General features: G+C 49.3%; 11 protein-coding genes, 2 tRNA genes and 3 rRNA genes. All 16 read right to left on the reverse strand.

What is annotated here, in order from left to right; genetic code table 11:
* Positions 1-4: 4 nt before the first annotated feature.
* Positions 5-1,375, reverse strand: coding sequence for a DNA repair protein RadA (gene radA / locus BCOA_RS23230; RefSeq protein ID WP_014096526.1), 1,371 nt, complete (start codon positions 1,373-1,375; stop codon positions 5-7).
* A gap of 232 nt (positions 1,376-1,607) precedes the next feature.
* Positions 1,608-4,058 carry an ATP-dependent protease ATP-binding subunit ClpC gene (gene clpC / locus BCOA_RS23235; protein WP_014096528.1) on the reverse strand — a complete coding sequence of 817 codons (2,451 nt, stop codon included), beginning with the start codon at positions 4,056-4,058 and terminating at the stop codon, positions 1,608-1,610.
* A gap of 16 nt (positions 4,059-4,074) precedes the next feature.
* The gene (locus BCOA_RS23240; RefSeq protein ID WP_014096529.1) at positions 4,075-5,142 is read right to left on the reverse strand and encodes a protein arginine kinase; all 1,068 of its coding nucleotides are present in this window, start codon (positions 5,140-5,142) and stop codon (positions 4,075-4,077) included.
* Positions 5,142-5,687, reverse strand: a complete 546-nt coding sequence (locus tag BCOA_RS23245; RefSeq protein WP_014096530.1) for a UvrB/UvrC motif-containing protein — start codon at positions 5,685-5,687, stop codon at positions 5,142-5,144. Before BCOA_RS23245 ends, BCOA_RS23240 begins: the two co-directional genes overlap by 1 nt.
* 19 nt (positions 5,688-5,706) lie before the next feature.
* A complete protein-coding gene (locus BCOA_RS23250; protein ID WP_371836356.1) occupies positions 5,707-6,171 on the reverse strand; it encodes a CtsR family transcriptional regulator in 465 nt (154 codons plus the stop codon).
* A gap of 286 nt (positions 6,172-6,457) precedes the next feature.
* Positions 6,458-6,748 (reverse strand): DUF3969 family protein, encoded by a 291-nt coding sequence (locus tag BCOA_RS23255; RefSeq protein WP_014096532.1) that lies wholly within the window; start codon positions 6,746-6,748, stop codon positions 6,458-6,460.
* Between the two features lie 299 nt (positions 6,749-7,047).
* Positions 7,048-7,163 (reverse strand): 5S ribosomal RNA (rrf, locus tag BCOA_RS23260).
* A gap of 373 nt (positions 7,164-7,536) precedes the next feature.
* Positions 7,537-10,469: ribosomal RNA gene (locus tag BCOA_RS23265) — 23S ribosomal RNA — on the reverse strand.
* Between the two features lie 88 nt (positions 10,470-10,557).
* A tRNA-Ala gene (locus tag BCOA_RS23270) sits at positions 10,558-10,630 on the reverse strand.
* 13 nt (positions 10,631-10,643) lie between these two features.
* Positions 10,644-10,720, reverse strand: a tRNA-Ile gene (locus tag BCOA_RS23275).
* A 102-nt stretch (positions 10,721-10,822) separates the two neighbouring features.
* A 16S ribosomal RNA gene (locus tag BCOA_RS23280) occupies positions 10,823-12,376 on the reverse strand.
* The 16S, 23S and 5S rRNA genes sit together here with 2 tRNA genes alongside, the layout of an rRNA operon.
* A 348-nt stretch (positions 12,377-12,724) precedes the next feature.
* Complete coding sequence (locus BCOA_RS23285; RefSeq protein ID WP_014096533.1) at positions 12,725-12,991, reverse strand: pro-sigmaK processing inhibitor BofA family protein; 267 nt, start codon at positions 12,989-12,991, stop codon at positions 12,725-12,727.
* 76 nt (positions 12,992-13,067) lie between these two features.
* The gene (locus BCOA_RS23290; protein WP_014096534.1) at positions 13,068-13,280 is read right to left on the reverse strand and encodes a YaaL family protein; all 213 of its coding nucleotides are present in this window, start codon (positions 13,278-13,280) and stop codon (positions 13,068-13,070) included.
* A gap of 20 nt (positions 13,281-13,300) precedes the next feature.
* Positions 13,301-13,897: a recombination mediator RecR gene (gene recR, locus BCOA_RS23295; RefSeq protein WP_013858045.1), complete on the reverse strand. Its 597-nt coding sequence runs from the start codon at positions 13,895-13,897 to the stop codon at positions 13,301-13,303.
* A gap of 14 nt (positions 13,898-13,911) precedes the next feature.
* Positions 13,912-14,238 carry a YbaB/EbfC family nucleoid-associated protein gene (locus tag BCOA_RS23300; RefSeq protein WP_014096535.1) on the reverse strand — a complete coding sequence of 109 codons (327 nt, stop codon included), beginning with the start codon at positions 14,236-14,238 and terminating at the stop codon, positions 13,912-13,914.
* Between the two features lie 16 nt (positions 14,239-14,254).
* Positions 14,255-15,946, reverse strand: coding sequence for a DNA polymerase III subunit gamma/tau (gene dnaX / locus BCOA_RS23305; protein WP_014096536.1), 1,692 nt, complete (start codon positions 15,944-15,946; stop codon positions 14,255-14,257).
* Positions 15,947-16,046: the final 100 nt, after the last annotated feature.

The raw sequence follows: 16,046 nt of genomic DNA on the forward strand, positions 1-16,046 counted from the left end.
TTTCTCATCCGCCGAGTGCCGCTTCCAAAGCTTCCTGGATTGTGGAGACGCCGATCACTTGAATCTCTTTTGGCGGCGTCCACCCGCCCATATTATTTTTCGGGATGATCGCCCGCCGGAAACCAAGTTTTGCCGCTTCCTGGACGCGCTGCTCAATCCTGGACACCCGCCTGACTTCCCCCGTCAGCCCGACCTCTCCGATAATGCAGTCATCCGCATTTGTCGGCTTGTCGCGAAAACTGGATGCCACGCTGACAGCAACTGCCAAATCCACTGCCGGTTCATCCACTTTCAGGCCGCCGGCGACTTTTAAATAAGCATCCTGGTTCTGAATCAAAAGACCGGCCCGTTTTTCAAGCACCGCCATAATCAGCGTGACACGGTTATAGTCAATCCCGGATGCCATCCGCCGCGGCATATTGAAAAACGTCGGGGCCAACAGCGCCTGGATCTCGACAAGGACCGGGCGCGTCCCCTCAATGGAAGCCACCACGGTAGAACCGGCTGCACCTTTTGTCCGTTCTTCCAGAAAAATTTCGGAAGGGTTCTGGACTTCTTCCAAACCGGATTCTTTCATTTCCAAAATCGCAATTTCATTCGTCGAACCAAAGCGGTTTTTGACCGCCCTTAATATCCGGTAGGCGTTATGGCGTTCACCTTCAAAATACAGGACCGTATCCACCATATGTTCAAGCACACGTGGGCCGGCAATGGAGCCTTCTTTTGTCACGTGGCCGACAATAAAGATGGCCACGTTTTTTGTTTTTGCCGTCCGCATCAGCTGTGCAGTCGTTTCCCTCACTTGCGACACACTGCCCGGCGCAGACTGGATTTCCGGATGGTAAATCGTCTGGATGGAATCAATGACCACAAAGCCGGGATTCAGTTCATCTATCGCCTGCTGGATCACGGAAAGGTCCGTTTCCGGCAGCACATAAAGATGGTCGGTATGGATGTTTAACCGGTCCGCCCTTAACTTCGTCTGTTTCGCCGATTCCTCCCCGGAAATATACAGTACATTTAACCCGTGCTTTGCCAGTTGTGATGACACTTGCAAAAGCAGCGTTGATTTGCCGATCCCGGGATCCCCGCCGATCAAAACAAGTGATCCGGCAACAATGCCGCCGCCGAGGACACGGTTCAGCTCTCCAAAATCCACCTTTGTCCTTTTTTCTTCTTTAGACTCTATAGACGTAATAGGTGCCGCTTTGGTTTCATTTCCAGGCTCCGGATGTAAAAAAAAGCCCCTCCGTTTTGGCGTCTCCGCTTCCTCCACCATCTGGTTCCACTGGCTGCATTGCGGGCACTTTCCCATCCATTTTGGCGACTCGTAGCCGCAGTTCTGGCAAACAAACTTTACGGTTTTTTTTGCCATCTTAAACCCCTTTCCCTCATATCTATGTGTATAAGTGTATACAAAGTATCTTGAAATTGAATTAAAATCGTATAAGAAACCGCCACATAGGTTGAACGAAACAGTACTCCTTCTTTATGTGTTGCCAGAAGCAATGTTATCCTAATCGCCATTGATTTTGGCGCGAAATTTTATATATGTGAAAAAAAGGGTACAATCGCCAAAACCATTGTACCCTTTCCTGCTTTCGGCATTAAGAATTGGACGATACAGCTTCCGACTCTGCCACACTGGCAAAAGTAAATTCGCCGTCTTTTACATCGACCAATACCTTTTGCCCTTCTTTTATATTGCCTTTCAGCATTTCTTCCGAAAGGCGGTCTTCGATGTTTTTCTGAATCGATCTGCGCAGCGGCCGCGCGCCGTATTCCGGATCGTAGCCTTTTTCCGCCACTTTTTCTTTTGCGGCATCCGTCAGCACAAGTTCGATATGATGCTCTTTTAACCGGTCCGACAATTCTTTCGCCATCAACGTGACAATTTCGTTCAACTGTTTCTTCTCGAGCGAATGGAACACAATGGTTTCATCAACACGGTTCAAAAACTCAGGCCGGAACGCTTTTTTCAGTTCCTCGAGCACTTTGTCCTTCATGTCTTTATAATCGGCCTCGACGGTATCCTGAATGGTGAAGCCGACGCTCTTGTTGCGTTTTAAAGCATCTGCGCCGACATTCGATGTCATGATGACAATCGTATTGCTAAAATCAACCGTGCGGCCCTTGGAATCGGTCAGCCGGCCGTCATCCAGTACCTGGAGCAAAATGTTGAACACATCCGGGTGCGCTTTTTCAATTTCATCAAGCAGCACAACCGAATACGGTTTTCTCCGTACCTTTTCCGTCAGCTGCCCGCCTTCTTCAAAACCGACATATCCAGGCGGCGAACCTACGAGGCGGGAAGTCGAATGTTTCTCCATGTATTCGGACATGTCGATCCGGATCATGGCATCCTCATCGCCGAACATCGCTTCCGCAAGCGCCCGCGCCAGTTCTGTTTTTCCGACCCCTGTCGGCCCGAGGAAAATGAAGGAACCGATCGGGCGTTTCGGATCTTTTAACCCTGCCCGTGCACGGCGGACTGCTTTCGCCACTGCAAGTACCGCTTCTTCCTGCCCGATCACTCGGGAGTGAAGGATCTCTTCAAGGTGCAGAAGCCTTTCCGTTTCGGTTTGTGCCAGTTTCGTCACCGGAACTCCCGTCCAGCTCGAAACAACAAGCGCAATATCATCGACTGTGACTTCACTGTTTTCCTGTCCTTGTTTTGCCTTCCAGTTTTTCTTCGTTTCCTCCAGCTGTTCGCGCAGTTTCTGTTCGGTATCCCTTAACGCAGCCGCTTTTTCAAATTCCTGGCTCTGGACGGCCGCATCTTTTTCCTTGCGTACCTCTTCCAGTTTCAATTCCAGTTCTTTCAAATTCGGCGGCGTTGTAAAGGAACGAAGACGCACTTTCGATCCGGCTTCATCGATTAAGTCAATCGCTTTATCCGGCAGGAACCGGTCTGCGATATAGCGGTCCGAAAGTTTTACAGCGGCTTCGATCGCCTCATCGGTAATCGAGACGCGATGGTGTGCTTCATAGCGATCGCGCAGCCCTTTTAAAATCTGGATCGACTCATCAATCGTCGGCTCATCGACCTGGATCGGCTGGAACCTTCTTTCCAGTGCAGCATCTTTTTCAATATATTTCCGGTATTCATCCAGTGTTGTTGCCCCGATGCACTGCAGTTCGCCGCGGGCAAGCGACGGTTTTAAAATATTGGAAGCATCAATGGCTCCTTCCGCACCGCCGGCCCCAATTAAGGTATGCAATTCATCGATGAAAAGAATGATATTACCGGCCTGGCGGATTTCATCCATGACTTTTTTCAGGCGGTCTTCAAATTCGCCACGGTATTTTGTACCGGCCACAACCGTACCCATATCAAGCGTCATAACCCGTTTGTCACGCAGCGTTTCCGGCACTTCATTATGCACAATTTGCTGGGCAAGGCCTTCTGCAATGGCCGTTTTCCCAACGCCCGGTTCCCCGATAAGGACAGGGTTGTTTTTTGTCCTCCGGCTCAGTACTTCAATGACGCGTTGAATTTCTTTGCTGCGCCCGATTACAGGATCAAGGGAATCTTCCCGTGCGATCGCTGTTAAATCGCGGGCCAGACTGTCCAGTGTCGGTGTGCTGACGCTGGCCGCCGAACCGCCCTGTACGGACGCTTCACTGTTGCCCAATAATTGGAGCACCTGTTGCCTTGCTTTATTTAAGCTAACGCCGAGATTTGTCAGCACGCGTGCCGCCACGCCTTCACCTTCACGGATCAGCCCGAGGAGGATATGTTCCGTTCCAACATAGGAGTGCCCGAGTTTTCTCGCTTCATCCATTGACAGTTCAATCACTTTTTTGGCCCTTGGCGTGTAGTGGATCGTTTGGGAAATTTCCTGGCCGTTCCCGATCAGGGTTTCCACTTCTTCCTGGATTTTTTCGGCGCTTAAACCCAGGCCGTACAGCGCTTTTGCCGCGATGCCTTCCCCTTCGCGGACAAGTCCGAGCAAAATATGTTCCGTTCCGATATTGTTATGTTTCAGGCGGATTGCTTCTTCCTGGGAAAGGGCCAGCACTTTCTGGGCTCTCTCTGTAAATCTTCCAAACATCATCTGTCATTCCTCCTGTTCATTTGGTCTCCTCAAGCCTCAAACGTTCTCTTATCAGTGTAGCCCTCCGGATATCCCTTTCATACGGGCTGAGCGCTCTTCCGGCATAAAGCTGTAAAAATCCCGGCTGCATTAAAATCATCAATTCATTTAAAATTTGTTTCGAAATGTTTTGAATATAGCCCAGATCAATTCCCAGCCGGACATCGGACAAACAACGGGCCGCTTCTTTTGTTTCAATGATCCTGCTGTTTTGCAGGACACCGAGCGAACGGTAAACCCTGTCTTCTAATTGTATGTTTGAAGTCTGCACCAATGCTTCCCTTGCCGATCTTTCCTGTGTAATGATCTGCCGGATGACACTGGTTAAATCCGAGACAATATTGTCTTCCGATGTTCCGAGTGTCACCTGGTTGGAAATTTGAAAAATATTTCCGATGGCTTCGCTTCCTTCGCCATATATTCCTCTTACCACCAAACCAAGCTGATGAATCGCCGGAATGATTTGTTTAATTTGCTGTGTCAGCACAAGTCCCGGCAAATGCATCATGGCCGATGCGCGGATGCCCGTTCCGACATTTGTCGGGCAGCTGGTTAAGTAACCGAGCGTTTCATCAAAAGCATAATCGACCCAATTTTCAAGCAGGTCATCAAGCTGATTGGCTTTCTGAAGCGTTTCATGCAATTGAAGCCCTGGAGAAAGACATTGTATGCGTAAATGATCTTCCTCATTTATCATAATACTAATATCTTCGCCGCTTGACAAAATAACTGCCCCGTCACCCGCTTCTTCGGCAAGTTGCGGGCTAATCAGGTGTTTCTCCACAAGCACCCTTTTTTCGAGCGGTTTTAATTCGTCCATTTTTAAAAATTCAGCCTGCATTTCAGCCGGAAAATGATTTCGGGCGATATCCTGGATTGTTTTCATAATTTCCCTTGCTTCCTCGCTGGTAAACAAGGACGGGAACCGGTAATTTTTTAAATTTCTTGCCAGACGAACCCGTGTCGTCAGCACAATTTCCGATTCAGGCCCTTGCTCGTTCATCCAGGAGCTGGACGCTTTGTGCAAAAAATGTTCTAAAGACATTATTGTTCCCCTCCTTTTGCTTGAGAAGAACCTTCAAGTGCGCGAATTTGATCGCGGAGTTCTGCTGCTTTTTCAAATTCTTCCTGGCTGATGGCTTCCTGCAACGCCGCCTTTAATTCCTGCAATTTTTTCTTTGTATAAATGGCACCGCCAATCCGTGCAGGTATTTTTCCTTCATGCGCAACGTTGCCGCCATGAAGGCGCTGCAAAATCGGAACAAGCTGGTGCTGAAACGTCTCATAGCAATGCGGGCAGCCTAACCGGCTTGTGTTTAAAAACTGGTTCAATGTCATCCCGCAATGGTTGCAGCGAAGCACATCCGGGTCAGGTGCTGTTTCCTGTTTGAAAAGTTGGATGGCCGGATCAAAATTAAAAAGGCCCGCGAGCAGATTATCGAAGGAAAAGGTTTTCCCCCAATCCGATGAAAACTTTTCCCCCTTCTCCTGCGCGCACTTCTCGCAAAGATGGAATTCCGTTTTCACACCGTTTATAATTTTAGTAAAATGCATCGTTGCCGGCCTTTCATTGCATTCCTGGCAAATCACGGCATACTCACCTCTATTGTTACTTGTATTTTAAGGTCGTTAACATCGATTTCAACATTCTGGCACGCAGTTCATCCCGTTCCGGCAACTGGATGTAGAGCACGGAGCGGTCCATCACGCTGAGCATGATTTTTGCCTCCCGCCTTGAAATCACCTCTTCTTCAACGAGGCGGAGAATGATGGCTTCCGCATTCGACTGGGAGATGACATTGCCGATATGCACAAGCAGCTGGTCAATCAGTTCCGCATCGCTTTCAGGCCGCACTTTCATGATCCGGATATAGCCGCCGCCGCCCCTTTTACTTTCAACAATATACCCTCTTTCAATCGTAAACCGCGTATTGATGACATAATTGATTTGCGAAGGGACACATTGGAACTTATCGGCAATCTCATTGCGTTTTATTTCAAGAATTTCTTTTTCATTCAGTTCCAGAATCCGTTTTAAATATTCCTCTATGATATCCGATATATTTTTCATCAAAGCCACCTCCTGACACCGTCTTTTGACTTTGACTATATTTGACTTTAATTATACATGATTCCCTACAGAAAATGCAACTAGGAAAACTGCCCCTTTTTCAGCATTTCTGTTTGGGGAGACAACCGGATGTTCACGGACCACCCGATGGGACTGCGTGCGCAGCGAGCGGTAAAGATTAACCCAGACAGATTGGGGGTGCGGGTTCATAGGAGGTCGAGCCCTTTGAAAAGCTTTTACTGCTACGGCAGGACAAATCAAAAAGCCCTCGCGTCTGCGGGGACTATTTTTATGCTTTTATTTCTCTATCTAACAAAAGAAGAACTCTATTTTTTAAATCAATTATGTTTTCATCTAACTTGTCAGGTAGTAAATCATTAATACCATCAATTTCTGTACCCAGTTCCAAAATTTCTATTAATTCATTTGAGTAATTTTTTTCCTTCAAAGAATCAATGATACGGTAATTAAAATATCTTTTCTCAGCTTCTTCTATCGAAATTTTCTTATTATATACAGCCTCGATTATACCTAAAACATTCAACAATATATCTTTTTCTTCGGTATTTTTATTAATCATTTTTTAACACTCCAGCCTTTCTTAGTTTTAACATTTTATAAAATCCTTGCATTTAATTTTTTCCGAACCTGTTAGCATCCTTGCCAAATCTAGGAATTTTGCTTATTCAGCAAGCCCTAATTATGCACAATTTTATTACCGCCGTCAATATATTTTTAAAATTTTTAAAAAATTATTATCAGGTTAGTAATATAATCAGATTCAAAAGGTAAATCTTTGTCGTTTTTCTTATGGAAATTTTTATATCTCCCTTATTTACACATTCAAAAAGGCCAGCTGATTCAGCTGGCCTTCTGTTTGCCCGGCAACGTCCTACTCTCGCAGGGGGAAACCCCCAACTACCATCGGCGCTGGAAAGCTTAACTTCCGTGTTCGGGATGGGAACGGGTGTGACCTTTCCGCCATCATCACCGGACCTGTATAATTTTTGGGATGTGTTCCCTGAAAACCGGATGGGAGAAAAAACTGTAAACGGAGAATAGCTTTGGTTTCTAACTTTAAAAATTGTCTAGCTCCAGCGCCTATCGGCTAGCGTATTTCTGCGCTTTCTCCCTACGATAAGCGGGCATCGGCTCGCCTTTAGGGGCTCGCCGTGTTTCCTTTATCTCAGTCGAAAGCTCCGAAATCCATACGCCGATGACCAAGGCGCTTCCGCTTTTCTATTGTCCAGCTCCGGTGCCTAGCCCCTCGAGGTCGAATAACCCGCCCGTCACGGAGCCAAAAGACGGCTCCATGCCGGTCAGAACATTCGCTTGTCGGGGCTAAACAAGGCACCTCCGCTTTTCTGTTTGGTTAAGTCCTCGATCGATTAGTATCCGTCAGCTCCACGCGTCGCCGCGCTTCCACCCCGGACCTATCAACCTGATCATCTTTCAGGGATCTTACCAGTATAAACTGTGGGAAATCTCATCTTGAGGGGGGCTTCATGCTTAGATGCTTTCAGCACTTATCCCTTCCGCACATAGCTACCCAGCGATGCCTTTGGCAAGACAACTGGTACACCAGCGGTGCGTCCATCCCGGTCCTCTCGTACTAAGGACAGCTCCTCTCAAATTTCCTGCGCCCGCGACGGATAGGGACCGAACTGTCTCACGACGTTCTGAACCCAGCTCGCGTACCGCTTTAATGGGCGAACAGCCCAACCCTTGGGACCGACTACAGCCCCAGGATGCGATGAGCCGACATCGAGGTGCCAAACCTCCCCGTCGATGTGGACTCTTGGGGGAGATCAGCCTGTTATCCCCAGGGTAGCTTTTATCCGTTGAGCGATGGCCCTTCCATGCGGAACCACCGGATCACTAAGCCCGACTTTCGTCCCTGCCCGACTTGTAAGTCTCGCAGTCAAGCTCCCTTATGCCTTTACACTCTGCGAATGATTTCCAACCATTCTGAGGGAACCTTTGGGCGCCTCCGTTACCTTTTAGGAGGCGACCGCCCCAGTCAAACTGCCTGCCTGACACTGTCTCCCACCCCGGTAAGGGGTGCGGGTTAGAATTTCAATACAGCCAGGGTAGTATCCCACCGATGCCTCCGCCGAAGCTGGCGCTCCGGTTTCCAAGGCTCCTACCTATCCTGTACAAGCTGTACCAAAATTCAATATCAGGCTGCAGTAAAGCTCCATGGGGTCTTTCCGTCCTGTCGCGGGTAACCTGCATCTTCACAGGTACTATAATTTCACCGAGTCTCTCGTTGAGACAGTGCCCAGATCGTTACACCTTTCGTGCGGGTCAGAACTTACCTGACAAGGAATTTCGCTACCTTAGGACCGTTATAGTTACGGCCGCCGTTTACTGGGGCTTCAGTTCAGAGCTTCGCCTTACGGCTAACCCCTCTCCTTAACCTTCCAGCACCGGGCAGGTGTCAGCCCCTATACTTCGCCTTGCGGCTTCGCAGAGACCTGTGTTTTTGCTAAACAGTCGCCTGGGCCTATTCACTGCGGCTTCCCGGGGCATACACCCCAAAAAGCACCCCTTCTCCCGAAGTTACGGGGTCATTTTGCCGAGTTCCTTAACGAGAGTTCTCTCGCTCACCTTAGGATTCTCTCCTCGCCTACCTGTGTCGGTTTGCGGTACGGGCGCCTTTCACCTCACTAGAGGCTTTTCTTGGCAGTGTGGAATCAGGAACTTCGGTACTAAAATTTCCCTCGCCATCACAGCTCCGCCTTGGCGCGAAGGATTTGCCTCCGCACCGGCCTAACTGCTTGGACGCGATCAACCAGTGTCGCGCTTGCCCTATCCTCCTGCGTCCCCCCATCGTTCAAACGGTGAAGAGGCGGTACAGGAATATCAACCTGTTGTCCATCGCCTACGCCTTTCGGCCTCGGCTTAGGCCCCGACTAACCCTGAGCGGACGAGCCTTCCTCAGGAAACCTTAGGCATTCGGTGGAAGGGATTCTCACCCTTCTTTCGCTACTCATACCGGCATTCTCACTTCTAAGCGCTCCACCGGTCCTTCCGGTCCGGCTTCAACGCCCTTAGAACGCTCTCCTACCACGGACACCATACGGTGTCCATCCGCAGCTTCGGTGATACGTTTAGCCCCGGTACATTTTCGGCGCAGCGTCACTCGACCAGTGAGCTATTACGCACTCTTTAAATGATGGCTGCTTCTAAGCCAACATCCTGGTTGTCTAAGCAACGCCACATCCTTTTCCACTTAACGTATACTTTGGGACCTTAGCTGGCGGTCCGGGCTGTTTCCCTTTCGACCATGGATCTTATCACTCACAGTCTGACTCCCAAGCATAAGTTTTTGGCATTCGGAGTTTGTCTGAATTCGGTAACCCGATGAGGGCCCCTCGTCCAAACAGTGCTCTACCTCCAAAACTCTTCGCTTGAGGCTAGCCCTAAAGCTATTTCGGAGAGAACCAGCTATCTCCAAGTTCGATTGGAATTTCTCCGCTACCCACACCTCATCCCCGCACTTTTCAACGTGCGTGGGTTCGGGCCTCCAGCAAGTGTTACCTTGCCTTCACCCTGGACATGGGTAGATCACCTGGTTTCGGGTCTGCGGCCTCATACTCTTTCGCCCTGTTCAGACTCGCTTTCGCTGCGGCTCCGCTTCTTCAGCTTAACCTTGCATGAGACCGTAACTCGCCGGTTCATTCTACAAAAGGCACGCCATCACCCGTTAACGGGCTCTGACTACTTGTAGGCACACGGTTTCAGGATCTCTTTCACTCCCCTCCCGGGGTGCTTTTCACCTTTCCCTCACGGTACTGGTTCACTATCGGTCACTAGGGAGTATTTAGCCTTGGGAGATGGTCCTCCCGGATTCCGGCGGGATTCCTCGTGTCCCGCCGTACTCAGGATCCACTCGGGAGAGAACGAAGTTTCAGTTACAGGGCTTTTACCTTCTCCGGCAGGCCTTTCCAGGCCGCTTCACTTACCCCGTTCTTTTGTAACTCCCATATGAGTGTCCTACAACCCCGGAAGGCAAGCCTTCCGGTTTGGGCTGTTTCCTGTTCGCTCGCCGCTACTTGGGAAATCGCAATTGTTTTCTCTTCCTCCGGGTACTGAGATGTTTCAGTTCCCCGGGTGTGCCCTTCCTGCCCTATGGATTCAGGCAGGAATCCTGTCCGATTAAAGACAGGGGGTTTCCCCATTCGGAAATCTCCGGATCAAAGCTTACGTACAGCTCCCCGGAGCATATCGGTGTTTGTACCGTCCTTCATCGGCTCCTAGTGCCAAGGCATTCACCGTGCGCCCTTTCTAACTTAACCATAAAAAGATTAAATCCAAAAATAAGCGATTCTCGGTTTACTTGGTTTGTTTCTCCTATCCGGTTTTCAAAGAACACATTTATAAAGGTGGAGCCTAGCGGGATCGAACCGCTGACCTCCTGCGTGCAAAGCAGGCGCTCTCCCAGCTGAGCTAAGGCCCCAATCATTAAGGAATGGTGGGCCTGAATGGACTTGAACCATCGACCTCACGCTTATCAGGCGTGCGCTCTAACCAGCTGAGCTACAGGCCCTTAATGAAAGGAAATATAAGGAAGGATTGAACCTTCAAAACTGAACAAAACGGAAACGTCAAACTTGATTTTGGAAAACGAAGTTTTCCTTTTATTCCTTAGAAAGGAGGTGATCCAGCCGCACCTTCCGATACGGCTACCTTGTTACGACTTCACCCCAATCATCTGTCCCACCTTCGGCGGCTGGCTCCGTAAAGGTTACCTCACCGACTTCGGGTGTTACAAACTCTCGTGGTGTGACGGGCGGTGTGTACAAGGCCCGGGAACGTATTCACCGCGGCATGCTGATCCGCGATTACTAGCGATTCCGGCTTCATGCAGGCGGGTTGCAGCCTGCAATCCGAACTGGGAATGGTTTTTTGGGATTGGCTTAACCTCGCGGTCTTGCAGCCCTTTGTACCATCCATTGTAGCACGTGTGTAGCCCAGGTCATAAGGGGCATGATGATTTGACGTCATCCCCACCTTCCTCCGGTTTGTCACCGGCAGTCACCTTAGAGTGCCCAACTGAATGCTGGCAACTAAGGTCAAGGGTTGCGCTCGTTGCGGGACTTAACCCAACAACTCACGACACGAGCTGACGACAACCATGCACCACCTGTCACTCTGTCCCCCGAAGGGGAAGGCCCTGTCTCCAGGGAGGTCAGAGGATGTCAAGACCTGGTAAGGTTCTTCGCGTTGCTTCGAATTAAACCACATGCTCCACCGCTTGTGCGGGCCCCCGTCAATTCCTTTGAGTTTCAGCCTTGCGGCCGTACTCCCCAGGCGGAGTGCTTAATGCGTTAGCTGCAGCACTAAAGGGCGGAAACCCTCTAACACTTAGCACTCATCGTTTACGGCGTGGACTACCAGGGTATCTAATCCTGTTTGCTCCCCACGCTTTCGCGCCTCAGCGTCAGTTACAGACCAGAGAGCCGCCTTCGCCACTGGTGTTCCTCCACATCTCTACGCATTTCACCGCTACACGTGGAATTCCACTCTCCTCTTCTGCACTCAAGCCTCCCAGTTTCCAATGACCGCTTGCGGTTGAGCCGCAAGATTTCACATCAGACTTAAGAAGCCGCCTGCGCGCGCTTTACGCCCAATAATTCCGGACAACGCTTGCCACCTACGTATTACCGCGGCTGCTGGCACGTAGTTAGCCGTGGCTTTCTGGCCGGGTACCGTCAAGGCACCGCCCTGTTCGAACGGCACTTGTTCTTCCCCGGCAACAGAGTTTTACGACCCGAAGGCCTTCTTCACTCACGCGGCGTTGCTCCGTCAGACTTTCGTCCATTGCGGAAGATTCCCTACTGCTGCCTCCCGTAGGAGTTTGGGCCGTGTCTCAGTCCCAATGTGGCCGATCACCCTCTCAGGTCGGCTACGCATCGTTGCCTTGGTGAGCCGTTACCCCACCAACTAGCTAATGCGCCGCGGGCCCATCTGTAAGTGACAGCAAAAGCCGTCTTTCCTTTTTCCTCCATGCGGAGGAAAAAACTATCCGGTATTAGCCCCGGTTTCCCGGCGTTATCCCGATCTTACAGGCAGGTTGCCCACGTGTTACTCACCCGTCCGCCGCTAACCTTTTAAAAGCAAGCTTTTAAAAGGTCCGCACGACTTGCATGTATTAGGCACGCCGCCAGCGTTCGTCCTGAGCCAGGATCAAACTCTCAGTAAAGATGTTTGATAAAAGCTCAAAAAGAATTTGACGTTTCGTTTTGTCCAGTTTTCAAGGAACAATCGCTTTGTTTTTCAGCGACTTTTATATCATACCACGACGCAACCAACATGTCAACTACTTTTTTAAGAAGTTTGATGCCGGATGCGGCGACGAAAACTATTATACTAGTATAACGAAGTGTAGTCAATCCTTTTTTTTATATGCCTGCTTTTTCGTGGGCGCCCATGCTTCTTTCAGCCTAAGCTTCTAGTTTCTTCGAATGAACATAAAAAATACGCCAAAGAAATGATGGATCATTTCTTTGGCGCTGGTTGTCTGCTGATGGCGGTTCGAGCGCTGCTTTTGTCAAGACAGAATCCATGTCTGGATGACAGTCAGGCCGATCACCCCGGGTATGCCGAGCAGCCCGGAAACGGATACGGTGGCTGCATTGATTGGGACATGCAGTCCGTACCGGCCGCCCACTTGGTTTAAAAAGAAAAGGAGTATAGCCCCGATGATGGCTTTGATGCATAACTTTCCCGCCCATCGCAGCGGTTTGGTTAAAGCTGCGGAAAACAGCAGCAAAAGGATCAGGCCGACAATCGCAATAATGATGATGGTTGAGCTCAAGTGAATCACCCCTTTTTTCCAGCTGCTTTATTTTTATGAAGGAGTTGTCCAAAAAAGAACTTGAGCCGTGCTACCCTTACTGGAGGCGGATGTTTCTTCTTTTCACTTCCCGAAAAAGAAACACATACTTCGCTTCGGCCACTTTGGTGCGGTAGTAAAGTTCTTCGTTAAATTCAAAACTTAGATGCTGGAGGGCGTTTTGCTGTACCCATTCATTTTTTACGTTTGTGACCAAATCGAGAAGAAGCGCATCGTATTCTTTCCTGAGTTTTTGCTTCTTGCTGAACATTGTATCCACCCCGTGTCAGGTTAAATTTCTCTTCGGCCTTCCAGTGCTTTTGATAAGGTGACTTCGTCGGCGTACTCGAGATCTCCGCCCACTGGCAACCCGTGTGCAATCCGTGTCACTTTAATGCCGGACGGTTTTAAAAGCCGCGAAATATACATGGCTGTTGCTTCGCCTTCGATATTTGGATTGGTTGCAAGAATCACTTCTTGGACGGTTTCATCGCGCAGGCGTTTGAGCAGATCCGGCACACTGATGTCTTCAGGGCCGATTCCGTCCATTGGAGAAATGGCACCATGCAGAACATGGTAAAGGCCGTTGTATTCTTTCATTTTTTCCATGGCAATGACGTCTTTCGGCTCCTCGACAACGCAGATCACGCTTCTGTCGCGGCGCGGATCGGCACAAATATAGCACGGATCTGTATCGGTGATATGCCCGCAAACAGAACAGTACGTCAGGTCCCGTTTCGCATCGACAAGCGCCTTGGCAAATGCAAGGACGCTGTCTTCCTTCATATCAAGAACAAAAAATGCCAGCCGGGCCGCGGTTTTCGGCCCAATGCCTGGCAGTTTCATGAAGCTTTCCATTAATTTTGTGATTGGTTCAGGGTATTGCATTGTTGATCACACCTTTAAAATCCCGGAATATTGAAGCCTTTCGTGTACTTGCCCATTGTCTGCTCTGTCAGCTGTTCGGCTTTATCCAGGGCGTCATTGGTGGCGACAAGGATCATGTCCTGCAGCATTTCAACATCGTCCGGATCAACGGCTTCTTCGTTGATGCGCACTTCAAGCACTTTTTTATGGCCGGAGACGACAACGGTTACCATGCCGCCGCCTGCCGTACCCTCCACTTTCTGTTCGCCAAGCTGTTCCTGTGCCTCCATCATTTCTTTTTGCATCTTTTGCATTTGTTTCATCATTTTTTGCATATTGCCCATATTGCCCATTCCTCGCATATGAAACCCTCCAGTTTTAGTCTTTTATTTCAATTAATTCAGGCCCAAACAATTTGATTGCTTCGGTTACAACCGGATCTTCCTGCGGTTTTTCTTCCTCTGCTTCTTCTTTATGGTGATGGATATAATTTTCCCTGATCGTATTCCATTCATTTTCCGGAACACCTGCCGCCTGATACCCGGTTCCGGTTAATTCACCAAGTACGCTCGAAATCGCTTGTAAAAATTTCTCGTTTTCCATCGCCATTTGGCAATGGATCTCATACTTGAATTTGATGACAAAAGCGTTCGGCGATGCCGCCACCGGTTCTGCTTCATTTAAAAGTGCTGCCTGCGACCGCATCTGCCTGCTGTTGAGCGTCTCAATCATATCGTTCCAGCTGTTTTTAATCCGTTTGAGGTCCTCTTTTGTCGCTTCTTTTAATATATCATGAATCCTTCCGACTTGTACCTTAAAACCTTTCGAAGTGCGCGGAATTTTTCTCTGAGCCTGCCGTTTTGGCGCAGGTTCCGTTTCATCGGCCTCCGGAACCCCGTTTTGCTTGAGAGACTCGAGTTCTGATTCGAGCCGTTCGATTTTTTCGGCAAGCTTCCGGACGAGATCATTTTCCCCGGGATCCGGCGCTTTTTCTTCACACAGTTTGATAAAAGCCACTTCCAAATAAACGCGGGCCATATTGGAAAAACGCATATCCTGCTGCGTTTGGTTCAGGATGTCAATAAAACGGTAAATTTCCTGCGTTTGAAGCGAGCGGCTCATTTCTTTAAATGCCTCATCTAAATATACCCTTTGAACCGCTTCCTCCATCTGCGGGGCAGTTTTATACAAAAGCAGATCGCGGAAATAAAGAATGAAGTCTTCCACAAGCCTTGAGGGATCTTTTCCCTGCTGGAGAAGAGAACCGACAAGGTCAAGGCACTCTGCGGCATCCTTCTTTTGAATGGCCTGGGCAAGGCGGGTAAAATCATTCTGAGAAATGGAACCCGTTACCGTGAGCGCATCTTCCACTCTGACTTTCCCCTCGCTAAACGAGACGGCCTGGTCAAGCAGGCTGAGCGCGTCCCGCATCCCACCTTCCGCAGCATGGGCGATAATATTGAGCGCCTGTTCATCATATGCAATACCGGTTTCGCCTGCAATATAAGCCAGGCGTTTAAAAATATCACGGGATGTGATGCGTTTAAAATCAAACCGCTGGCATCTGGAAACGATCGTAAGCGGAATTTTATGGGGCTCGGTTGTTGCCAGAATAAAAATGACGTGTTTCGGGGGCTCCTCTAGGGTTTTCAAAAGCGCGTTAAATGCGCCAATCGACAGCATATGGACTTCGTCGATAATATATACTTTATATTTTACAACACTTGGCGCGTATTTGACTTTGTCGCGGATATCGCGGATGTCATCCACGCCTGTATTCGACGCCGCGTCAATTTCGATGACATCTGGAATCGTGCCGTCTGTAATCCCCCGGCAAACAGCGCACTCGTTACACGGTTCCCCAGTCGGAGCATGTTCGCAGTTCACCGCCTTTGCCAAAATTTTAGCGGCACTTGTTTTTCCTGTACCCCGTGGGCCCGAGAAAAGATAAGCATGCGTTGTTTTCTGTTGCAGGAGGGCGTGCTGCAATGTTTTTGTCACATGCTCCTGCCCGACGACATCCGCAAACCGCTGCGGCCGCCATGTGCGGTATAACGCCTGATAAGCCATGTTCAATCCTCCCGGCCAGATTTGCTTCCGATTCATACATTTCTTTTATTATACCTTAGGAAAAGCGATTTTACATCCTGAATTAAAAAGCATTTAAATA

This window comes from Heyndrickxia coagulans 36D1 (assembly GCF_000169195.2).
In the GTDB taxonomy this organism is placed as follows: domain Bacteria; phylum Bacillota; class Bacilli; order Bacillales; family Bacillaceae_C; genus Weizmannia; species Weizmannia faecalis.

Coding starts and splice junctions, on each gene's coding strand:
- clpC (WP_014096528.1), bottom strand. CDS start 4,058: ATGATGTTTGGAAGATTTACAGAGAGAGCCCAGAAAGTGCTGGCCCTT.
- BCOA_RS23255 (WP_014096532.1), bottom strand. CDS start 6,748: ATGATTAATAAAAATACCGAAGAAAAAGATATATTGTTGAATGTTTTA.
- BCOA_RS23240 (WP_014096529.1), bottom strand. CDS start 5,142: ATGTCTTTAGAACATTTTTTGCACAAAGCGTCCAGCTCCTGGATGAAC.
- BCOA_RS23290 (WP_014096534.1), bottom strand. CDS start 13,280: ATGTTCAGCAAGAAGCAAAAACTCAGGAAAGAATACGATGCGCTTCTT.
- recR (WP_013858045.1), bottom strand. CDS start 13,897: ATGCAATACCCTGAACCAATCACAAAATTAATGGAAAGCTTCATGAAA.
- dnaX (WP_014096536.1), bottom strand. CDS start 15,946: ATGGCTTATCAGGCGTTATACCGCACATGGCGGCCGCAGCGGTTTGCG.
- radA (WP_014096526.1), bottom strand. CDS start 1,375: ATGGCAAAAAAAACCGTAAAGTTTGTTTGCCAGAACTGCGGCTACGAG.
- BCOA_RS23300 (WP_014096535.1), bottom strand. CDS start 14,238: ATGCGAGGAATGGGCAATATGGGCAATATGCAAAAAATGATGAAACAA.